Source organism: Aurantimonas sp. A3-2-R12 (assembly GCF_036016755.1).
GTDB classification, from domain to species: Bacteria; Pseudomonadota; Alphaproteobacteria; order Rhizobiales; family Rhizobiaceae; genus Aurantimonas; species Aurantimonas coralicida_A.
Map to the genome: position 1 here is coordinate 158,323 of NZ_JAYXIH010000001.1, position 19,985 is coordinate 178,307.

Below are 19,985 nucleotides of genomic sequence, written 5' to 3' on the forward strand. Positions count from 1 at the left end.
GCAACCATCTGACGCCAATTCTTGCGATCGAAACACCCGATAGCCTAGTTTGGGGTCAAGAACGGCATCAGCGCGCGTTCGCAACGGGCCTTCCGGGAAAGATGGTGTCCATGAGTCGAGCAGGTTTCCTCAAGACGCGTGTCCTGTTCGCGGCAGGTATTCTGGCGGCGGTGGTCGCGTCGAATCCGACATTTTCGCAGGAACCTGCTACGGCGTCGCGGATCGAAACGGCGGCGAAGCAAGCGCTCCTGGTCGACGGCGAAACCGGGACGGTGCTTTTCCAGAAAGATCCCGACGCGCCATTTCCCCCTGCCTCTCTCGCCAAGATGATGACGATGGAGATCGTATTCGCGGCATTGCGCGCCGGCGAGTTGCGCATGGATACGGAATTTCCGATCAGCGAACACGCCTGGCGGACCGGCGGCGCTCCGTCGGGCTCCTCCACCATGTTCGCCAAGCTGAATTCCCGCGTTCCGGTCGAGGCGTTGATCCGCGGCACCATCGTCCAGTCGGCGAACGACGCGGCGATCGCCATTGCTGAGGGGATGGACGGCTCAGAGGAGGCTTTTGCACAGAGGATGAACGAGCGCGCCCGTGAATTGGGAATGACCGCCTCGCGTTTCGTCAATCCGACCGGGCTCCCGGCTGACGGCCAAGAAGTCACGGTGCGCGATCTGCTGACTTTAGCGCGCTATATCCGCGCAACATATCCCGAGTTGTACAAGATCTATGCCGAGCCCGCCTTCGAATGGAACGGGATTTTCCAGCGCAATCGCAATCCGCTTCTGGCGATGGAACTCGGTGCCGACGGCATGGGAACCGGCTATACGGAAGCGTCGGGTTATGCCCTGGTCGGTGTGACGCAGATGGACGGCCGGGTGACCTTTCTGGCGATGAGCGGCCTCGAGAAGTCCAAGGAGCGCGCCGATGAGGCCCGCCGTCTGTTGACCTTTGCCGAGGAGGCCTTCGAGCCCCGCATCCTGTTCGAGAGCGGCGCGAGCATTGGCACCGCAAGCGTCTTTGGCGGCAGTTCGGGCAGCGTCCCGCTGGCCGTCCGCCAACCCGTCAAGCTATTGGTTCCGGTCGATGCTCAGGACCGCGTCTCGGCCCAGATCCGCTACAATGGGCCGCTGATCCCGCCAATCAATGAAGGTGACAGGGTTGCTTCGCTGGAAATCCGCGTCGATGAGGACATAGTGATGACCCAAGCTCTTTATGCTGGCGCTTCCGTCTTCGCCGGGGACTTCGCGGACCGCGCGATGGGAGCGGTCAAGGAACTGGCCGTCGGCTGGCTCCGCGCCTTTTGATCTGCGAGATTCGGACGCCCATTGACCAGTTTTTTCATCACATTCGAAGGCGGCGAGGGCAGCGGCAAGACGACGCAAATCGCCCGTCTTGCCCGCCACCTGGAAGCCCAGGGCCGTATCGTGGTGACCACACGCGAACCCGGCGGTTCGCCCGGCGCCGATGCGATCCGGCACGTCATCCTGTCGGGCGCGGCCGAGGAACTTGGGCCGGAGGTAGAGGCCATTCTGTTCGCCGCGGCGCGCGCCGATCATGTGGCGGCCGTGATACGTCCGGCGATCCAGCGCGGCGAGGTCGTTCTGTGCGATCGGTTTCACGATTCCACCCGTGTCTATCAATTCCTGGACGCCTCCCTCGACCGTGATCTGATGAAACGCCTCGAGCAGGCCGCGACCGCGGGGCTATACCCAAATCTGACGATCATCCTCGATGTCCCGGCCGGCATCGGGGCGGAGCGCGCCCGTGAACGACGAAAAGGCGGCACGGCCGACCGGTTCGAGAAGGAAGGCGAGGCCCTGCACGAGAGACGGCGGCAGGCCTTCCTCAAGATTGCCGCCGAAGAGCCGGATCGCTGCGTCGTCGTCGATGGGACACGGGCGGAGGATGTGGTCGCCGCGGAAATCGCCGGCATCGTCGATGATCGGCTAGAAGCGGCGCGATTCGAGGCAATTTGCCAATCTCTCAACGCGAGGCAGGGAACGTCATGAACGACCTGCCGCTCGAAACGCCGGAAGCCCACGACGATCTCGACGGCGTACCGGCGCCGCCGGCGACACTCACGCTGTCGGGCCATGAGAACGAATGGCGGGAACTCGTTGCGGCCGGGGCTAGCGGACGTCTTCATCATGCATGGCTTTTCCAGGGGCCGCGCGGCATCGGCAAGGCCACGACGGCCTTCGCCTTCGCGCGGCATCTACTGGCGGGGCCGCGGCCGGACGAACCGGAGGCGGCAACGCCGGTATTCTCGCCAGACGACGCGACTGTCCGTCAAATCGCCTTCGGGACGCATCCGAACCTGATCCACGTCGCGCGGCCGCCAGTCGAAAAGGGTACGGGCTTCAGGACGCAGATCACCGTCGACGAGGTCCGCAAGCTCAACCGCTTCTTTCATGCGACGGCATCGGGTTCCAATTGGCGGATCGCGTTGATCGACCCGGCCGACGACATGAACCGCAGCGCGGCCAATGCGCTTTTGAAGATCTTGGAGGAGCCCCCGCCGCGGTCGCTGTTTCTGATCACCAACCACACCCCCGGCCGGTTGCTTCCGACGATCCGCTCTCGTTGCCGGCTGTTGCAGTTCAAGCCGCTGGATGAGGACGACCTCGCGGCGACCCTCGCCCATTGCCTGCCGAGCGCCGACGCGGAGGAAATTCGTGCCGCGGCACGGATTGCCGAGGGCAGCGTCCGCGAGGCCATCTCGCTGATCGCTCACGGCGGGATAGAGATTCGCAGCACCCTGGACCAATTGCTCCAGGCCGACAGGCCTGATTGGAACGCTATCCATTCCCTGGCCGACGCCTTGACGCTCAAGGGGCGGGAATCGGCCTATGAGCTGCTTGTCGCGGCGCTGCTCTCCGCGATCGCCGAAGCCAGCGAGACATGCCTACGGGCCGGCGACGGGGAGGGCGCGGCGGCGTTGGCCTCGCTGTGGCAGGACGAAACCACGCGGCTTCGGGAAGCCGCAGCCTATAATCTGGACCGAAAGCAGGCTCTCCTCACACTGTTCGACGGGTTCTATCACCGGCGGGCGCGGCACCGGGCCGCCTGACACGCCCCCTGTGCCCGCGCCGAACCGGCAACGGCGCCGATTGAGCCGTTTAGCGCAATGCTCTATGTCGCGGGTACGACATTGCTTCCCGCACCGGATTTGACGAAAGCCCCGATGGCCGAACGCTTCTACCTGACCACCGCGATCTCCTATCCGAACGGTCGCCCGCATATCGGCCACGCGTACGAGCTGATCGCGACCGACGCGCTGGCGCGCTTCAAGCGGCTCGACGGCTACGAGGTGTTTTTCCTGACCGGCACGGACGAACACGGCATCAAGATGCTGCAGAGCGCGCGCGACCAGGGGCTGGCGCCGAACGAACTGGCCGAGCGCAATTCCGCTGAGTTCGAGCGCATGGCCAAAGCGCTCGGCGGCACAAACGACGACTTCATCCGCACCAGCGAAAAGCGGCATGTCGCTGCGAGCCAGGCGATCTGGACGAAGATGGCGGCCGCTGGCGACATTTACAAAGGCGCCTATTCCGGCTGGTATTCGGTGCGCGACGAGGCCTATTACGGCGCCGACGAGACCACCGTCGGCGAGGACGGCCAGCGTCGCGGTCCGCAAGGCTCGCCGGTCGAGTGGGTGGAGGAGGAAAGCTATTTCTTCCGGCTCTCGAATTTCCAAGCCCGTCTTCTGGCGCACTACGAGGCCAATCCCGACTTCATCGGCCCGGCTGAGCGGCGCAATGAGGTCGTCTCCTTCGTTCGTTCCGGCCTGAAGGATCTGTCGGTTTCCCGGACGACCTTCGATTGGGGCATTCCGGTGCCGGACGACGAAAAGCACGTCATGTATGTGTGGGTCGACGCGCTGACGAACTATCTGACGGCGACGGGATTTCCGGGCGAGGGGGAGCGGACATCCTTCTGGCCCGCCGATCTGCATGTGATCGGCAAGGACATCGTGCGGTTTCACGCGGTCTATTGGCCGGCCTTTCTGATGTCGGCCGGGATACCGCTGCCGCGTCGCGTCTTTGCCCACGGCTTTCTGTTCAACCGCGGTGAGAAAATGTCGAAATCGGTCGGCAACGTCATCGACCCGTTCGCCCTGATCGACGTCTACGGCCTTGATCGGCTGCGCTATTTCCTCTTGCGCGAGGTGCCGTTCGGCCAGGACGGAAATTACTCGCATGACGCCATCGTCAACCGAACGAATTCCGAGCTCGCCAACGATCTGGGCAATCTGGCCCAGCGCTCGCTGTCGATGGTCGCCAAGCACTGCTCCGGCGCGGTGCCGACGCCAGGTCCGTTGAGCGAAGCCGACGACGCCATCCTGTCGGCCGCGAGCAACCTGTTGCCAAAGGCGCGCGAGGCGATCGACCGGCAGGAACTCCACGCGGTCCTTGCCGCGATCATTGCGGTCGTCAGCGAGGCGAACCGATATTTCGCAGGGCAAGAACCCTGGGCGCTGCGCAAGAGCGACCCGGCGCGCATGGAGACTGTCCTCTATGTCACCGCCGAGGTGATCCGGCGGGTGGCAATCCTGCTGCAGCCCTTCGTGCCGGAGAGCGCCGCCAAGCTGCTCGACACACTCGGCGTGGCCGACGACGAACGAAGCTTCACCGACCTGACGCCGGACGTCGCCTTGGTGCCCGGCCAATCACTTCCGGCGCCGCAACCGGTATTTCCGCGTTTTGTCGAGGCGGAGACGCCCGCGTGACGATGCCGTTTCTGGTCGACAGCCATTGCCACCTCGATTTCCCTGATTTCGAGGGTGAGCACGTCGAATTGCTCAGTCGTGCAAAGGCTGAAGGGGTTGGTCTGTTCGTGACGATCTCGACCCATGTGGCCCGGATCGAGCGATTGAAACAGTTGACCCGTGCGCACGCGGAAATCTTCGCCTCGGTGGGAACCCATCCACACAATGCAGCGACGGAGCCAGATACGCCCGTGGCGGACTTGGTGCGGCTGAGCCAGGACGAAAAGATCGTCGCCATCGGCGAAGCCGGCCTCGATTACTTCTACGACAAAGCCCCGCGAGACATCCAGGAGACTGTCTTTCGGCGCCATATCGAAGCGGCGCGCGAAACGGGTTTGCCGCTCGTCATCCATTCGCGCGACGCTGACGCCGATATGATCCGAATTCTGGAAGACGAAAGCGGGAAGGGGGCCTTCCCGTTCATTCTCCACTGTTTCTCCTCCGGCCGCGGCCTCGCCGAGGCCGGGATCGCGCTCGGCGGCTATGTGTCGTTTTCCGGAATTCTGGCGTTCAAGAAATCCGAGGAGATCCGCGCCATCGCCGCCGATGTGCCGATGAGCCGGTTGCTCGTCGAGACGGACGCGCCATATCTCGCGCCGCCGCCGTATCGTGGCAAGCGAAACGAGCCGGCTTACGTGCGTCACACAGCAGAGGTTCTAGCCGAAACCAAGGGCGTTGATCTCGGCGAAATCGCGCAACAAACGTCGAACAACTTCCTTGCCTTGTTCACGAAAATTCCCGATCCGCGCGGCGGCTGAGCGGTGGAGGACTGCTTAGTGAGCGATACGCTGCGATTGACGATTCTGGGATGCGCTTCCTCGCCGGGGGTGCCCCGGATCAATGGTGATTGGGGCGTCTGCGATCCGGCAAACCCCAGGAATCGACGCACCCGCAGCGCCGCTCTCATCGAACGAATTGGCGCCGCCGGTCGAACCGTGGTCGCCATCGATTGCGGACCGGATTTTCACCAGCAAATGCTCAGTGCATCCGTGACGCGCCTCGACGCCGTCGCGCTGACGCACTCACACGCCGACCATATTCACGGCATCGACGATCTGCGCGGCTATATGCTCGCACAGCAGACACGGATACCGGTCCATGCCGACGCCGCGACCCACGATCGCGTGCTCGAGGCGTTTCGCTATTGTTTCGAGACGCCGCCGGGCAGCAACTATCCGCCGGTCGCCCGGCACGTCGCCATCACTGCCGGGCAGAGTTTCGAGATCGCCGGACCTGGCGGATTGCTCTCGCTGACGCCGTTTCGGCAGGAGCATGGCGCGATTCATTCGCTCGGCTTCCGAGTCGGACCCATCGCTTATTGCAGCGACGTCAGCGATTTCCCCAATGAAGCAATCGCCGCGATCGACGGCGCCCGGCACGTCGTCATCGATGCGCTCCAATACAAACCGCATCCGAGCCATCTGACCGTCGCCCAGGCGCTCGCATGGATCGACCGCTTCCATGTCGACGGCGCGACGCTGACACACATGAACACGCCGCTCGACTACGACACGCTCTGCGCCGAACTGCCGGCGCATGTGCGGCCGGGATATGACGGCCTGACGATCGAATTCCCGCTGGACTGAGGTCTGTATCGATCGGGACCGATCCCGTCATCCGGCGGTGGAGTGTCCGCCACCGTTACGCCAGCAGCCATCGCCGGCCTATTTAGTTCCATAATATATCTTATGCCACTTAATGACGTGAGAGGAGCTGGCGGCAGGCGGAACAGGTTGAACGTCGATGACGACACATCCCGGCCATGCGCACTGCCCTGCTCGTCGTCCTGTTGCAGTCGGTGTGCGTCGCGACTGACACATGAGCGGTCTCTCGATGGGCATGAGGGTTGGCATGGTCATCCCTGGTGCTGGAGCCAAGTGCATCACCGCGAGCAACCTTTCGCGGGCAGACGGCTTAACCCTCCACGGATCGCGCACCGGTTTGCATGCGCACGCTTTCAAGGAGACGACAATGAGCATGTTCGGCAACATCATGAACAAGATTTTCGGGCAAGGGTCCGCAGAGGCGGCGGAGGCGCCTGCTTCCTCGAAAGCACCTTCGGCGAGCCCCGCGCCCCAGAAGCCAGCAAGCAACGATCAGGGTGCATCACCGTCCGCGACTGCTCAGGTGACGTCGCCAAAACCCGCGCAACCGGCAACGTCCATGCCGCCGGCAACCGGCGGATCGTCAGAAGCGGCGCCGGCCCGAACTGTCGACGTCGGCGCGGTTCTCGACAAGATGGCGGCTTCGCACAAGGGCGGCGGCGGCCATTACCAGACATCGATCGTCGACCTCCTCAAGCTTCTCGACATGGATTCCAGCCTTGCTGCCCGCAAGGAACTGGCCGACGAATTGAACGTCCATGCAGGGCCAGATGGCAGCGCGGAGGAGAACATTGCGCTTCATAAGGCGGTGATGCAGAAACTCGCGGAAAATGGCGGCGTTGTGCCCGAAAGCCTGCGCAACTGATGAACCGTCCGGGCGCTGCGGCAGCTTGATGCGGCGCCCGGATCCTTGTGGTGTGATGCGGGCAGTTTCATCGCAAATCGTTGTTCGCGGGCTGGATGGGCGGCGTTCATAAAACCCGCGTTCTTGCACATGAATATCTTCGCGTTAGCGCAGGCTGCAGGTACCGACCGCCCGCTTCTCTTGTTCACAAGCCAAGCCGGCGAAGAGGGTGCAATCGGCCCGGCAGCGTCATAACCCGCGCAAGGACGACCACATGACACCCTCCAAAAACGTCGCCCGTCTCGTGGAAATCATGGCAGCTCTGCGCGAACCAGAAACCGGGTGTCCGTGGGATATCGAGCAAAATTTCGCGACGATTGCGCCCTATACGGTCGAGGAGGCCTACGAAGTGTCTGACGCGATCGAGCGCGACGACATGGCCGATTTGCGTGAGGAATTGGGCGACCTCTTGCTTCAGGTCGTCTACCATGCCCAACTCGCCGCGGAACAAGGCCTGTTTGAATTCGGCGACGTCGTCGAGACGATCACGCGGAAGATGGTCCGCCGGCATCCGCATGTATTCGGTGACGCCGTCGCGCGCTCTGCCCGCTCTGCCAAGGGCCAGTGGGAAAAGATCAAGGCGGAGGAAAAGGCCGAGAGAGCAGCATTGCGGGCGAAACTTGCCGGCGACGCATGCTCACCAAGTGGAGCCAACGGCGCCGAGCGGCCGCGGCATCTCGACGGAATTCCCACCGCGTTTCCGGCGCTGACGCTGGCGCTCAAGGTGCAGAAGAAGGCAGCCGACACCGGCTTCGACTGGGACCGGCCGGAGCCAATCCTGGAGAAGATCGACGAGGAACTGGGCGAATTCGCCGAGGCGATCGCAGCCCATGACCGAGATGCAAGCGAGGCGGAACTCGGCGACCTTTTGTTCAGCGTCGTCAATCTCGCCCGCTTCCACGAGATCGACCCGGAGCTGGCGTTAAGACGCTGCGTGCGCAAATTCCGGGACCGGTTCGGCTTTATCGAGGATCAGCTCGAAACGACCAACCGATCGCTACATTCGGCAAGTCTCGACGAGATGGAGGCCTTGTGGGTGGCGGCGAAGCGCCGATCGGCTCCTTCGCCAGACTGAGGCGCCAGGCGACGGATGTCTTCTATTTTGCCTTGGTTTCTCGATTTGGACGTCGCGACTGCTGGGAGGCGCGACGTGAAGCAGCATCGGCGATGGCGATCCAATTTTCGGCCTCGTCCTGATCATCGAGTGCGGACTCCGGCATGCGGTAATAGGGCATGCGCGTCGGCGCCCGGCCCTCGCGCGCATAGGTCCAGCGCGTCAGATCGGCTGCCTCGTAAATGGGCCCACTGAGCGCGTCGCTCTTCAGATAGAGTTCTCCCTGGACCACGACGGCGACGATCCGATCTCCGGAGTAGACCCCCTGCCCGCCGAACATCCTGCGAACGCGGACATCAGCAAGCGAGACGAAGAGGTCCCGCAGGAAATCCTCGTCCATCCGGTTTTAGCCGGCGTGGCCGGCAAGCGCAGCCAGATCCGCCTGCTTCAATTCGACCGACTCGCCACAGCCGCAGGCCGAAGTCTGATTGGGATTGCGGAAGGTGAAGCCCGAGCGCAGTACGGTCTCCTCGTAGTCCATCTCGGTGCCAAGCAGGAACAGGACGGCCTCCGGGGCGATGAAAACGCGTGCGCCGTCTTTTTCGATCGAGTCTTCGCCCGGTTTCGCTTCAGTCGCCAGATCGACCGTATATTCCATGCCGGCGCAGCCGCCCTTCTTGATGCCAACGCGAAGGCCAAGGGCATCCTCGCCTTTGGTGGCCAGAACCGCCTTGACGCGGTCGGCGGCGGTGTCGGTCATGCTCATGACGGTGAAACGGCCCATGGCGGTTTCCTTTTCGGCTGTCCAAGGTCTTGCGGATTCTACACGAAACATGGGCGGTATGGCGACACTACGCAAGCTGAACACAATGTCCTCCTCTCGCCCGGGTATGATTGTCTGGCGCTCAAGAGCGCGTCCACAACTCGCGGGTGGCGAGTTCCGCGGCATGGCCGTCGGGATCACGGAAATACAGGCTGTGTCCCCGCCCCTTCGACCACTCGACCTCGCTCTCGACGCTTACACCGCAGGCGACAAGATGATCGCGCCATTCGTCGACTGAGCCTTCCGGGATCGCCAACGCGAAATGAATGGGCCCGCTGCCGTCATGCGGCGGGATCGTACCGCCGGGCGTCGTCACGACTTCGAGCGTCGACCCGCGCGCGAAAAGGATAAGAACCGTCCCGTCCGGCAAACGGAAGACGGTGATACGGTCTTCCGCGAACAGCGGCGACAGGCCCAGAACGCGGCGGTAGAAGTCGCGCGACCGTTCCATGTCGTCGACATAAAGGCAGGTTTCCAAAAGCCCGGCGAGTGGTGGAGCCATGGGTACGCCTGCGTCGCCGATCAGAACCAGCCGACGGCGACCTGTGCCTCTTCGCTCATGCGCTCCGGCGTCCACGGCGGATCGAAGACGAGATCGACCCGGACCTGCCCGACGCCGGCGACGGAGTTAACGGCGTTCTCGACCCAGATCGGCATTTCGCCGGCGACGGGGCAGCCTGGCGCCGTCAGCGTCATTTCGACATCGACATTGCGCTCGTCGTCGATGTCGATCTTGTAAATCAGGCCGAGCTCATAGATGTCGGCCGGAATCTCCGGGTCGTAGACGGTCTTCAGCGCGCCGACGATGTCGTCGGTGAGGCGCGTCAACTCCTCCGCGGGCAGCGCCGACACGGGCGCCGCGTCCTCGGAGGCCACCGCACCGTTTGCATCCGGAGTATCATCGTTCGCCGGCGTCGTGATCTCGGCTTCGTCAGTCATGAATTGATCCTCAGGCCCGGTCGTCAGGCAAAGAAGCGTCTGGCTTTTTCGAGGGCTTCCGCGAGGCGGTCGATTTCCGCCAGTGTGTTGTACATACCAAATGATGCCCGACATGTGGAGGTCGCGCCGAAACGCTTCAAGAGCGGCTGGGCGCAGTGGGTCCCGGCCCTGACCGCAACCCCCTCCCGGTCGATCACCATCGACACGTCGTGGGCGTGGATGCCTTCCAGGTCGAAGGAGACGATCGCCCCCTTGCCCGGCGCTTCGCCGTAGATTCGGAGCGAATTCACTGCTTTCAGCCGCTCATGCGCGTAGTCCCTGAGGCTTTCCTCATGGGCCGCGATCGCATCGCGGCCGATCATGTTCATGTAGTCGATCGCAGCGCCGAGCCCGATCGCCTGGACGATCGGTGGCGTGCCGGCCTCGAAGCGGTGCGGCGGCGCATTGTAGGTCACGGTTTCCTCGGTGACCTCGACGATCATCTCGCCGCCGCCGTTGAACGGCCGTGTGCGCTCGAGCATATCGCGCCGACCGTAAAGAATCCCGATTCCGGTCGGGCCATAGAGCTTGTGACCGGTGAGGACATAGAAGTCGCAACCGATGTCCTGGACGTCGACCGGCATGTGGACGGCGGCCTGGCTGCCGTCGACAAGAACCGGAATGCCCTTGGCGTGAGCGAGCGCGGTCACGGCCTTCACGTCGACGACCGTGCCCAGCACATTGGACATATGGGTCGTCGCCACCAGCTTGGTGCGTGGCGTGATCGCCTTTTCAAAGGCCTCGATGTCGATCGATCCGTCGTCTTCCACCGGCACGAAGACGAGCTTGGCGCCATTCCTCTCGCGAATGAAGTGCCAGGGAACGATATTGGAGTGGTGTTCCATGATGGTCAGGACGATCTCGTCGCCCTCGCCGATCTCGTTCATCCCGTAGCCATAGGCGACGACGTTGATCGCCTCGGTGGCCGAGCGGGTGAAGACGATTTCCTCGCTGCTGGCGGCGTGGAGGAAGTCGCGCACCTTGTCCCGCGCACCCTCGAATTCCTCCGTCGCCTTGTTCGACAGGAAATGGAGCCCGCGATGGACGTTGGAATAGTCTTCGCTATAGGCCTTCTGGATTGCGTCAAGGACGGCGCGCGGCTTCTGCGCCGAGGCACCGTTGTCGAGATAGACCAGCGGCTTGCCGTAGACCTGTTTCGACAGGATGGGAAAATCCTGGCGCACGGCTTCGACGTCGTAGCCCCCGATGTCTGCGGCTGTCGCTTCGGCCTTCATGGAAACGGACTCCCGTGGCGAACCCGGAGGCTCGCGAAACTAGGCTGGATCTGATCAGGGCGCCCAATGGCGACCGGATCAAAAAGCAGCGACGATCAGTGGCTCCGTTCGAGCCAGGTGTCGATGCGTTGCATCAGCGCATCTTCGGCGGCCTCATGCTCCAGCTCCTCGACGATTTCGGCGACGAAAGCCTTCACCAGAAGCGCCCGGGCCGGCTGTTCGGGAATGCCGCGCGACATCAGGTAGAACAGATGGTCTGCGTTGATCTCGCCAGCGGTCGCGCCGTGGCCGCACTGCACGTCGTCGGCGAAGATTTCGAGTTCGGGCTTCGCCGAGAAATCGCCGTCGTCCGACAGGAGCAGCGTGTTGCAGGCCATCTTGGCGTCGGTCTTCTGCGCCTCCTTGGCCACCTTGATCATACCCTGGAACACGCCGTGACCGCCGGTAACGACATTGCGGAACGTCTCGGTCGCCGTCGTATGCGGAGCTGTGTGCCTCAACGTGGTCGTCACGTCGATATGCTGGCCTTTCTCGATGAGATTGACGCCGCGGATCTTGATATCGCCGCCCTCGCCCATCGTCTCGGCATGCACCTCGTAGCGCACCAGCGCGCCGCCCGTGTTGAGGACGAACATCCGGAACGAGGCATCGGTGCCGAGTTCGACATTGAGCTGGCCGAGATGCGCGGCCGACGCGCCCTTGGCCTGATCGACGATCCAGAGCACATCGGCGCCCTCGCCGATCGCCAGATGCGAGACCCCGGTCGAGGGCGTCGGCGACGCCGCTCCCTCGATCCGCTCGACGAACACCGCTTTCGCGCCGGCGCCTACGGTGCAGCGCGCCAGGCCATGCGAGCGATCACCCGCCTGGGAACGCAGTTCCAGCGGCGCTGTCACGTTGGTGTTCGGCGCGATCTCGATGGCGACGGCCGCCGCGCCGAAGGACGCGTTCAAAAGCCGGATCGTATCGACCGGCCGGTCGAGGTGGTTCGGCGATCGGCTCCAATCCGCCGCTTCCGTGATCGCCGACACCGTGACACCCGCCGGCACCGCGCCATTGTCGGGCGCACCGATCTCGACGACATGGCTGTTCGGCAGCAGCGGCGCCAGCAGCGTGCTCCCCTCGCCTGACGGGCCTGCGGCTGCTGTGCCCTTGTCTTCCAGCCGGCTCATCAGCAAGCGCAGGTCGGTGTAGTGCCAGGCTTCGACGCGCCGGTTCGGCAGCCCATCGCGGCGCAGCGCCTCAACCGCCGAATCCTTGGCGTCGGCGACAACGCCGGTGCTTTCGGCACGCTCGATCAGCGCCGTTTCCGCCGGCGTCCGCGGATTCATCTGATGCACATTCATCGTCACGCCGCCTCGTCGATGATCTGGCTGTAGCCCTCGTTCTCAAGCTGCAGCGCCAACTCCTTGTTGCCGGTCTTGATGATCCGTCCCTTGTAGAGGACATGCACCGTGTCCGGCACGATGTAGTCGAGCAGCCGCTGATAGTGGGTGATCACGAGGAACGACCGCTCCGGCGAACGCAGCGCGTTGACCCCGTCGGCGACGATCTTCAGCGCGTCGATGTCGAGGCCGGAATCGGTCTCGTCCATGACGCAGAGCTTGGGCTCCAGCAACGCCATCTGCAGGATTTCGGCGCGCTTCTTCTCGCCGCCGGAAAACCCGACATTGAGCGGGCGCTTCAGCATGGCCGCGTCGATCTTCAGATCGGCCGCCGCCGCCTTCACCCGTCGCATCAGGTCCGGCGTCGTCATTTCGCCCTCGCCGCGCGCCTTGCGCTGGGAGTTGAGCGCCGTCTTGAGAAACGTCATCGTCGCCACGCCTGGAATTTCCAGCGGATACTGGAAGGCGAGGAAAACACCCGCGGCGGCACGTTCGGCCGGGTCCATCTCCAGGATCGACTCGCCATTGTAGAGGATGTCGCCCTCGGTCACTTCGTAATCGCTGCGGCCGGCGAGAATATAGGACAGGGTCGATTTGCCGGAGCCGTTCGGCCCCATGATCGCGGCCACCTCGCCGGCCTGGACCGTCAGGTCGACGCCACGCAGGATTTCGGTCTCGTCGTCCGCCACGCGGGCATGAAGGTTTTTGATTTCAAGCATCGGTGTTTTCTTCAACGTTCGGTGTTGTCGGCGACATCGGCCGATTGGATTTCTGTCAGAAGACGATCGCGCTCGTTCTGAAGCGCTTCAAGTGCGTCGGCGACGGTCGAGTCAGTGGCATTTCCCTGCGCCATCCCGATCGTCTCCCGGGCCTGCGCGATCTCGTCTTCGATATCGCTCAGGCGTTCGTCGCGGGCGGCATCCTGCGGCACGTTGGGGCGCGACATTATCCGACCGAGCCCTCGAGGCTGATGCCGATCAGCTTCTGCGCCTCCACGGCGAATTCCATCGGCAATTGCTGGATCACGTCCCGGACGAAGCCGTTGACGATCAGCGCCACGGCCTCTTCCTCCGGGATGCCCCGCTGCATGCAGTAGAACAGCTGGTCGTCGGAGATTTTCGAGGTGGTCGCCTCGTGCTCAAACTGCGCGGTGGCGTTCTTGGTCTCGATATAAGGGACCGTGTGCGCGCCGCACTCGTTGCCGATCAGAAGCGAGTCGCACTGTGTGAAGTTGCGCGCGTCGGCCGCCCTGCGGTGGGCCGAAACCTGGCCGCGATAGGTGTTGTTCGAGCGCCCGGCGGAAATCCCCTTCGAGATGATCCGGCTGGTGGTGTTCTTGCCGAGATGCAGCATCTTGGTGCCGCTGTCGATCTGCTGGCGACCGTTGGAGACGGCGATCGAGTAGAATTCGCCCTGCGAGTGGTCGCCGCGCAGGATGCAGGACGGGTATTTCCAGGTGATCGCCGAGCCGGTCTCGACCTGTGTCCACGAAATTTTCGAGCGCTTGCCGCGACAATCGCCACGCTTGGTGACGAAATTGTAGATGCCGCCCTTGCCGTCCTTGTCGCCCGGATACCAGTTCTGGACCGTCGAATATTTGATCTCGGCGTCGTCCAGCGCGATCAGTTCGACCACGGCGGCGTGCAACTGGTTTTCGTCGCGCTGGGGCGCCGTGCAGCCTTCCAGATAGGAAACGTAGGAGCCTTCGTCGGCGATGATCAGCGTGCGCTCGAACTGGCCGGTGTTCTTCTCGTTGATCCGGAAATAAGTCGACAGTTCCATCGGGCAGCGAACGCCCTTGGGGATGTAGACGAAGGACCCGTCGGTGAAGACCGCCGAATTCATCGTTGCGAAGAAATTATCGGACACCGGAACCACCGTGCCGAGATATTTCTTCACCAGATCGGGGTGCTCGCGGATCGCCTCGGAGATTGGCATGAAGATCACGCCGGCCTTCTGGAGCTCCTTCTTGAAGGTCGTGGCGACCGACACCGAATCGAACACGGCGTCGACAGCGACCCGCGAGGAGCCGTTGGAGCCCGGCGGCATCAGCGAATTCTCGTCGAACTCCGATGGCTCCACGGTCTTCACGACGCCAGCCAGGATCTCCTGCTCGCGCAGAGGGATTCCCAGCTTTTCATAGGTGCGCAGGATTTCCGGATCCACCTCGTCCAGCGAGGCCGGCCCGGACATCGACTTGGGCGCCGCGTAATAGTGAATGTCCTGGAAATCGATCTCGGGATATTCGAGCCGCGCCCAGCTCGGGCTTTCCATCGTCTTCCAGCGCTCGAAAGCCTGGAGACGCCAGTCGAGCATCCATTGCGGCTCGTTCTTCTTGGCCGAGATCAGCTTGATCGTGTCTTCGGTGAGGCCCTTCGGGGCGACATCCATCTCGATGAGCGTCTCGAACCCGTATTTGTATTGATCGACGTCGATCTTTCGGACCTGATCGATGGTCTCCTGGACTGCGGGCATTCCAATTCTCCATACTCGCCGGATTCAAGGTCCGGTGGTTGGGCGTGTGCGGCCGCGATATCATCGACGCGGCCCTTAACATAGCAACGAGGCGTCCTGCTTTTTAGGCTCCCGGAGCCGCAGTGCAAGATTGAATCCTCATGCCGCGTGATCTTGTCGGTGCGCGTGCGTGATGCGATTGGCCAATCCGGCATATTCGCTGACGAACCAGTCGAGATCGTCCGCGCTCGTCTCATAACCGAAACTGACGCGGATGGCTCCCTCCTCAGCCGAGATCGCCAGTCCCGCTTCCGCCATCGCGGCAACGACGTGGCTGCGGCCGACCTTGCCCGACGAACACGCCGATCCCGCCGATATCGCGATACCGGCGATGTCGAGTGCCATCTGCGCCGTTTCGCTGCGAAGCCCTAGAGTCGCGACCGCCACCGTATTTGGCAGCCGTTCCGCGTCCGCGCCGAGCACGACGACACCTGGAAGCGCTTTCCGGATGGCCGCTTCGAGATGGTGGCGCAGTGTCACAAGCCGGTCCGGCATGCTCTCGAAACGTTCACGAGCCACGTCGGCAGCCGCGCCGAAGCTTGCTATCGCCGGAACCGATTCGGTGCCGGCCCGCCGCCCCGACTCCTGTCCGCCACCCCGCACCAGCGGAAACGGACGCGTCGTGGAATGACGAAGGACAAAAGCGCCGACGCCCTTGGCCGCGCCGAGCTTGTGGCCGGAAACCAGCAACACGTCGGCTCCCGTCTCGGCAAGGTCGAGCGGTATGCGGCCAATCGCCTGCACGGCGTCGACCACCAGCCGGACCGGGCGACCGACGATCGCCGCGTGGATACGATCCAGGGGCTGCAGGACGCCGGTTTCGGAATTGGCCAGCGTCAGCGCCAGTAGGCCGACATTGCCCTCGCCGAGCCCGGCGGCCCAGGCCGCAAGCGCCTCGCAGTCCACAATGCCATTCACATCCACCGGCAGACGGGTCACGTGATCCGCCGCGAAGCTGCCGCCTTCGCGAATGCAGGGGTGATCGGTGTCGATGACCGCGAGCTTTTTGATCTCCGTCTCCCGACCGTCGATCAACCAACGTTGTGAGAGGGCTGTCATGGCCGCCTCGCTCGCTCCGCTGGTGAAGACGACGTCGGCCGGATCGCACGACAACAGGCGGGCGATCGAGCGTCGCGCCTCCTCCACCAGGGCACGCGCGTGGCGCCCCTCGCTATGGACCGACGACGGATTGGCGGCGTCGAGCGCCGACACGAGCGCGTCCCGTGCCTCCTCGAGCAGCGGCGCCGTCGCGTTGTAATCCAGATAGAGGCGTCGCTGGCTTGCGGTCATTCGCTCTCGCAGCGGTTCGATTTCGTGGCCGGTCGACGCAAAATTCTTGAATTTTCCGCAGCGCTTGGACTAAAAGACGCCTTCAACGCCGGCCGGTAGTTTTGAATCATTCTAAACTAGAGCTTACGAGGCCGCTTTGGCTTCGTCAAGAAGCGTCCCGCCGAGCAATCCTGCTCGCCAAGGAAGACAATTATGCCCGAAGTGATCTTCAATGGCCCTGCCGGCCGCCTGGAAGGCCGGTACCAGGCCGCCAAGGAGAAGAACGCCCCGATCGCCATCGTCCTGCATCCGCATCCGCGGTTCGGCGGCACGATGAACAATCAGATCGTTTATCAGCTTTTCTATATGTTCGTCGAACGTGGTTTCACGACGCTACGCTTTAACTTCCGCAGCATTGGCCGCAGCCAAGGCGAATTCGATCATGGCGCCGGCGAACTCTCGGACGCCGCCTCGGCACTCGACTGGGTGCAGAGCCTGCATCCCGATTCCAAGCAGTGCTGGGTGGCCGGCTATTCCTTCGGTTCTTGGATCGGCATGCAGCTTTTGATGCGTCGCCCCGAGATCGAAGGCTTCCTGTCGATTGCCCCGCAGCCGAACTCCTACGATTTTTCGTTCCTGGCGCCCTGCCCGTCGTCGGGCCTGATCATTCATGGCGATCAGGATCGCGTGGCGCCGCCCAAGGACGTGCAGACGCTCGTCGACAAGCTGAAGACGCAAAAGGGTATCGTCATCACCCAGAATACGATGGAGGGTGCGAACCACTTCTTCACCGAACATACCGACCAGCTGCTTGCCGAGTGCGCCGACTATCTCGATCGACGGCTTGCCGGCGAATTGTCAGACCCGAGGCCCAAACGGCTGAGATAGCCAATGACCTCGGTGCAAAGCGGCTTGCCATGTCACACCGACGCGACCCGCCTTAAGGCGGGTCGCACGAGGCTGCCGCCGCTCGACGGCTCGCGGCAGCCGGTGGTCGTCGGCCATGTCAGCGGCCTCCCGTCGAGCGAGCGGACCGCGAGATAGGCCCAGGCCTCCGCCTCCATTGCGTCGCCGTCGAAGCCGACCTCCTCGGCCGTGACGACGCGAGCATGCGGCGCGGCGCCATTGCGAAGATCGGCCATGATCGCCGGATGCCGCCGCCCGCCGCCGCAGACGATCCACAGTTTCGGCGGTTCGGGAAAATGCGCGGCCGCCTTGAGAATGGCTTGCGCGCTGACGAAGCAGAGGGTGCGGGCGACGTCCTCCAGCGAGCCGACGCCGGGCGGCGGAACGGCAAAATCGAAGCGATCGAGTGACTTCGGCGCCGCCTGCGCGAAGAATTCGGCGGACAGATAGCGTTCGGAAAGCGCGGACAAAATGCCGCCCTCGCTGGCGATCGCGCCGTTCTGGTCGAAGGGAATTCCCGCCTCGCGGTCCAGCCACTGGTCGAGCAAGGCGTTGCCGGGACCGGAATCGAAAGCGATGGGGTCATGCTCGCCGTCGAGATAGGTGACGTTGGAAATGCCGCCGATATTGACGAAGACAACCGGGAGTTCCCGGCATTCGGGCGCCAGATTCTTCGCCAGCGCCGCATGATAGGCGGGAACCAGCGGTGCGCCCTGCCCGCCCTCGGCCATGTCGTTCGCGCGCATGTCGAAGACGACCGGCAGTCCGAGCATGTCCGCAAGCAGCTGACCGTTCCCGAGTTGCACTGTCACTGCCTTGTCGGGCCGGTGCAGCACGGTCTGGCCATGGAACCCTATGATGTCGACAGTCGCGGGGTCGACGTCGCAGTCTGCGAAAAAGCGCCGCACCGCCTCCGCGTGGCGCCGGGTCAATTCGGTTTCCAAGGCTTGCAGATCACCGGGACGATCGGTCCGGCGGATGATCGACTTCGCGGTTTCGAGCCCCTCGGCGAGACGGCGCCGGAATGCGGCGTCATATTCATAGACCCGCGCCGGCCCGCGCTTCACGAGGCCGTCTCCGTCGGTGTCGAGGAGCGCCACGTCGATCCCGTCAAGCGAGGTTCCGCTCATCAGGCCGATCGCTCGGCGTTGGGGCGTTTCGGCCAAAATCGGCTCCGCATCTGGAATTGTTGGTCAGGGCTGGTAAACGGCTCTCGACGAACGAAGGAACCTCAGCGTTCCCATGAACCTCTCAGGATCACTATCCCATGACCGGTTTCAAGTCCGAGTTTCTGGCGACGCTCTGCGAACGCGGCTTCATTCACCAGACATCCGGCGACTCCGCCCTCGATGAGCTGTTTCGCACCGAGACCGTCACCAGCTATATCGGTTTCGACCCGACGGCGGCCAGCCTCCATGTCGGATCGCTGATGCAGATCATGATGCTGCACTGGATGCAGAAGACCGGCCATCGCCCGATCGCGCTGATGGGCGGCGGCACCGGCATGATCGGCGACCCGTCCTTCAAGGACGAAGCGCGCAAGCTTCAGACCGTGGAGGGAATCCAGCAGAACCTTGCCGGGATCAGGCGCTCTTTTGAGCGCTATGTCCGCTTCGGCGAGGGTCCGAACGATGCCGTCATGGTCGACAATGCCGACTGGCTTCTCGACCTCAACTACGTGTCGTTCCTGCGGGACGTCGGACGGCATTTCTCGGTCAACCGGATGCTGTCCTTCGATTCGGTCAAGCTGCGGCTCGATCGCGAGCAGTCGCTGTCCTTCCTCGAATTCAACTACATGATCCTGCAGGCCTACGATTTCGTCGAGCTTTATCGCCGCTTTGGCTGCCGGCTGCAGATGGGCGGCTCGGATCAATGGGGCAATATCGTCAACGGCATCGACCTTGGCCGGCGCATGGATGGGGCGGAGCTGTTCGCCCTCACCTCGCCGCTCCTGACCACCGCTTCGGGCGCCAAGATGGGCAAGACCGCCAGCGGCGCGATCTGGCTGAATGCCGACATGCTCTCGCCTTACGATTTCTGGCAGTATTGGCGAAACACCGAGGACGCCGACGTCGGCCGCTTCCTCAAGCTGTACACGACGCTGCCGATGGACGAGATCGCGCGGCTGGAAGCGCTTGGCGGGTCGGAAATCAATGAGGCGAAGAAGCGCCTCGCCAACGAAGTCACGGCGATGCTGCATGGGCGCGAGGCCGCCGACGAGGCGTCCGAGACGGCCCGCAAGACCTTCGAGGAAGGCGCGCTGGCCGACACATTGCCGACGATCGAGGTGTCGGCGGCGTCCTTTGAATCCGGCATCGGACTTCTGTCGCTGCTCGTGTCGGCTGGGCTTGCGGCATCGAATGGCGAGGCGCGGCGGCATGTGAAGGGCGGCGCGGTTCGCCTCAACGACGTGTCGGTTTCTGACGAGCGGCTTATGGTGGGACCGCAGAACCTCGCCGAAGGCGTGGCCAAACTGTCGGTCGGGCGCAAAAAGCACGTTCTCGTGCGGCCGGTCGCCTGAAGCGTCTGATCCTCCGAGGAG

The 19,985-nt window shown here is 63.3% G+C and carries 21 protein-coding genes; 10 read left to right on the forward strand and 11 right to left on the reverse strand.

Translation table 11 applies throughout. The annotated features are described in order from the left end of the window. The first annotated feature begins 110 nt into the window (after positions 1 to 110). The 8 genes from VSX60_RS00740 to mazG all read left to right on the forward strand — a co-directional run bounded on the left by VSX60_RS00740 (position 111) and on the right by mazG (position 8,354). Positions 111 to 1,307, forward strand: a complete 1,197-nt coding sequence (locus tag VSX60_RS00740) for a D-alanyl-D-alanine carboxypeptidase family protein (protein WP_327622195.1) — start codon at positions 111 to 113, stop codon at positions 1,305 to 1,307. 21 nt (positions 1,308 to 1,328) lie between these two features. Continuing rightward, entirely contained in the window at positions 1,329 to 2,012 is a 684-nt protein-coding gene (gene tmk / locus VSX60_RS00745) for a dTMP kinase (protein ID WP_327622196.1), read from the forward strand. Next, positions 2,009 to 3,073, forward strand: a complete 1,065-nt coding sequence (locus VSX60_RS00750; RefSeq protein WP_327622197.1) for a DNA polymerase III subunit delta' — start codon at positions 2,009 to 2,011, stop codon at positions 3,071 to 3,073. Before tmk ends, VSX60_RS00750 begins: the two co-directional genes overlap by 4 nt. A gap of 114 nt (positions 3,074 to 3,187) precedes the next feature. Further along, the gene (gene metG / locus VSX60_RS00755; RefSeq protein WP_327622198.1) at positions 3,188 to 4,732 is read left to right on the forward strand and encodes a methionine--tRNA ligase; all 1,545 of its coding nucleotides are present in this window, start codon (positions 3,188 to 3,190) and stop codon (positions 4,730 to 4,732) included. A 2-nt stretch (positions 4,733 to 4,734) separates the two neighbouring features. After that, the gene (locus VSX60_RS00760) at positions 4,735 to 5,529 is read left to right on the forward strand and encodes a TatD family hydrolase (protein WP_327622275.1); all 795 of its coding nucleotides are present in this window, start codon (positions 4,735 to 4,737) and stop codon (positions 5,527 to 5,529) included. A gap of 69 nt (positions 5,530 to 5,598) precedes the next feature. Continuing rightward, positions 5,599 to 6,357: an MBL fold metallo-hydrolase gene (locus VSX60_RS00765; protein ID WP_327622276.1), complete on the forward strand. Its 759-nt coding sequence runs from the start codon at positions 5,599 to 5,601 to the stop codon at positions 6,355 to 6,357. A 232-nt stretch (positions 6,358 to 6,589) separates the two neighbouring features. Further along, positions 6,590 to 7,240, forward strand: coding sequence for a DUF3597 domain-containing protein (locus tag VSX60_RS00770; RefSeq protein ID WP_327622199.1), 651 nt, complete (start codon positions 6,590 to 6,592; stop codon positions 7,238 to 7,240). Positions 7,241 to 7,493: 253 nt separating this feature from the next. Beyond that, positions 7,494 to 8,354: a nucleoside triphosphate pyrophosphohydrolase gene (gene mazG, locus VSX60_RS00775; RefSeq protein WP_327622200.1), complete on the forward strand. Its 861-nt coding sequence runs from the start codon at positions 7,494 to 7,496 to the stop codon at positions 8,352 to 8,354. Between the two features lie 22 nt (positions 8,355 to 8,376). Here mazG and VSX60_RS00780 read toward each other — a convergent pair whose 3' ends face one another. The 10 genes from VSX60_RS00780 to VSX60_RS00825 all read right to left on the reverse strand — a co-directional run bounded on the left by VSX60_RS00780 (position 8,377) and on the right by VSX60_RS00825 (position 16,558). Next, entirely contained in the window at positions 8,377 to 8,733 is a 357-nt protein-coding gene (locus VSX60_RS00780) for a TfoX/Sxy family protein (protein ID WP_327622201.1), read from the reverse strand. Positions 8,734 to 8,739: 6 nt separating this feature from the next. Continuing rightward, positions 8,740 to 9,117 carry a Fe-S cluster assembly scaffold SufA gene (gene sufA, locus VSX60_RS00785; protein WP_206454098.1) on the reverse strand — a complete coding sequence of 126 codons (378 nt, stop codon included), beginning with the start codon at positions 9,115 to 9,117 and terminating at the stop codon, positions 8,740 to 8,742. Between the two features lie 121 nt (positions 9,118 to 9,238). After that, the gene (locus tag VSX60_RS00790) at positions 9,239 to 9,658 is read right to left on the reverse strand and encodes a VOC family protein (protein WP_327622202.1); all 420 of its coding nucleotides are present in this window, start codon (positions 9,656 to 9,658) and stop codon (positions 9,239 to 9,241) included. A gap of 20 nt (positions 9,659 to 9,678) precedes the next feature. Next, positions 9,679 to 10,095, reverse strand: coding sequence for an SUF system Fe-S cluster assembly protein (locus VSX60_RS00795; RefSeq protein ID WP_442872889.1), 417 nt, complete (start codon positions 10,093 to 10,095; stop codon positions 9,679 to 9,681). A gap of 23 nt (positions 10,096 to 10,118) precedes the next feature. Beyond that, entirely contained in the window at positions 10,119 to 11,369 is a 1,251-nt protein-coding gene (locus tag VSX60_RS00800) for a cysteine desulfurase (protein ID WP_327622203.1), read from the reverse strand. A 95-nt stretch (positions 11,370 to 11,464) separates the two neighbouring features. Then, positions 11,465 to 12,715: a Fe-S cluster assembly protein SufD gene (gene sufD / locus VSX60_RS00805; protein WP_327622204.1), complete on the reverse strand. Its 1,251-nt coding sequence runs from the start codon at positions 12,713 to 12,715 to the stop codon at positions 11,465 to 11,467. A gap of 2 nt (positions 12,716 to 12,717) precedes the next feature. After that, positions 12,718 to 13,473 (reverse strand): Fe-S cluster assembly ATPase SufC, encoded by a 756-nt coding sequence (gene sufC, locus VSX60_RS00810; protein ID WP_327622205.1) that lies wholly within the window; start codon positions 13,471 to 13,473, stop codon positions 12,718 to 12,720. Positions 13,474 to 13,484: 11 nt separating this feature from the next. Then, complete coding sequence (locus VSX60_RS00815; protein WP_327622206.1) at positions 13,485 to 13,685, reverse strand: hypothetical protein; 201 nt, start codon at positions 13,683 to 13,685, stop codon at positions 13,485 to 13,487. Between the two features lie 14 nt (positions 13,686 to 13,699). Next, positions 13,700 to 15,229 carry a Fe-S cluster assembly protein SufB gene (gene sufB / locus VSX60_RS00820; RefSeq protein ID WP_327622207.1) on the reverse strand — a complete coding sequence of 510 codons (1,530 nt, stop codon included), beginning with the start codon at positions 15,227 to 15,229 and terminating at the stop codon, positions 13,700 to 13,702. A gap of 138 nt (positions 15,230 to 15,367) precedes the next feature. Further along, a complete protein-coding gene (locus tag VSX60_RS00825; RefSeq protein WP_327622208.1) occupies positions 15,368 to 16,558 on the reverse strand; it encodes a cysteine desulfurase family protein in 1,191 nt (396 codons plus the stop codon). A gap of 192 nt (positions 16,559 to 16,750) precedes the next feature. On the opposite strand from VSX60_RS00825, the gene VSX60_RS00830 reads away from it, so the two are divergent. After that, on the forward strand, positions 16,751 to 17,425 hold the full coding sequence (locus tag VSX60_RS00830) for an alpha/beta hydrolase (protein ID WP_327622209.1): 675 nt from the start codon (positions 16,751 to 16,753) through the stop codon (positions 17,423 to 17,425). A 32-nt stretch (positions 17,426 to 17,457) separates the two neighbouring features. Here VSX60_RS00830 and VSX60_RS00835 read toward each other — a convergent pair whose 3' ends face one another. Beyond that, complete coding sequence (locus VSX60_RS00835) at positions 17,458 to 18,609, reverse strand: anhydro-N-acetylmuramic acid kinase (RefSeq protein WP_327622210.1); 1,152 nt, start codon at positions 18,607 to 18,609, stop codon at positions 17,458 to 17,460. 101 nt (positions 18,610 to 18,710) lie between these two features. Here VSX60_RS00835 and tyrS point away from each other — a divergent pair, with 101 nt between their 5' ends. Beyond that, entirely contained in the window at positions 18,711 to 19,964 is a 1,254-nt protein-coding gene (gene tyrS / locus VSX60_RS00840) for a tyrosine--tRNA ligase (RefSeq protein WP_327622211.1), read from the forward strand. Positions 19,965 to 19,985 lie beyond the last annotated feature (21 nt).

Excerpts from the sequence above, each read along its gene's own strand:
- VSX60_RS00740 (WP_327622195.1), top strand. The coding sequence starts at position 111 with ATGAGTCGAGCAGGTTTCCTCAAGACGCGTGTCCTGTTCGCGGCAGGT.
- VSX60_RS00750 (WP_327622197.1), top strand. The coding sequence starts at position 2,009 with ATGAACGACCTGCCGCTCGAAACGCCGGAAGCCCACGACGATCTCGAC.
- metG (WP_327622198.1), top strand. The coding sequence starts at position 3,188 with ATGGCCGAACGCTTCTACCTGACCACCGCGATCTCCTATCCGAACGGT.
- VSX60_RS00760 (WP_327622275.1), top strand. The coding sequence starts at position 4,735 with ATGCCGTTTCTGGTCGACAGCCATTGCCACCTCGATTTCCCTGATTTC.
- VSX60_RS00770 (WP_327622199.1), top strand. The coding sequence starts at position 6,590 with ATGAGCGGTCTCTCGATGGGCATGAGGGTTGGCATGGTCATCCCTGGT.
- mazG (WP_327622200.1), top strand. The coding sequence starts at position 7,494 with ATGACACCCTCCAAAAACGTCGCCCGTCTCGTGGAAATCATGGCAGCT.
- VSX60_RS00780 (WP_327622201.1), bottom strand. The coding sequence starts at position 8,733 with ATGGACGAGGATTTCCTGCGGGACCTCTTCGTCTCGCTTGCTGATGTC.
- sufA (WP_206454098.1), bottom strand. The coding sequence starts at position 9,117 with ATGGGCCGTTTCACCGTCATGAGCATGACCGACACCGCCGCCGACCGC.
- VSX60_RS00790 (WP_327622202.1), bottom strand. The coding sequence starts at position 9,658 with ATGGCTCCACCACTCGCCGGGCTTTTGGAAACCTGCCTTTATGTCGAC.
- VSX60_RS00795 (WP_442872889.1), bottom strand. The coding sequence starts at position 10,095 with ATGACTGACGAAGCCGAGATCACGACGCCGGCGAACGATGATACTCCG.
- VSX60_RS00800 (WP_327622203.1), bottom strand. The coding sequence starts at position 11,369 with ATGAAGGCCGAAGCGACAGCCGCAGACATCGGGGGCTACGACGTCGAA.
- sufD (WP_327622204.1), bottom strand. The coding sequence starts at position 12,715 with ATGAATGTGCATCAGATGAATCCGCGGACGCCGGCGGAAACGGCGCTG.
- sufC (WP_327622205.1), bottom strand. The coding sequence starts at position 13,473 with ATGCTTGAAATCAAAAACCTTCATGCCCGCGTGGCGGACGACGAGACC.
- sufB (WP_327622207.1), bottom strand. The coding sequence starts at position 15,229 with ATGCCCGCAGTCCAGGAGACCATCGATCAGGTCCGAAAGATCGACGTC.
- VSX60_RS00825 (WP_327622208.1), bottom strand. The coding sequence starts at position 16,558 with ATGACCGCAAGCCAGCGACGCCTCTATCTGGATTACAACGCGACGGCG.
- VSX60_RS00830 (WP_327622209.1), top strand. The coding sequence starts at position 16,751 with ATGCCCGAAGTGATCTTCAATGGCCCTGCCGGCCGCCTGGAAGGCCGG.
- tyrS (WP_327622211.1), top strand. The coding sequence starts at position 18,711 with ATGACCGGTTTCAAGTCCGAGTTTCTGGCGACGCTCTGCGAACGCGGC.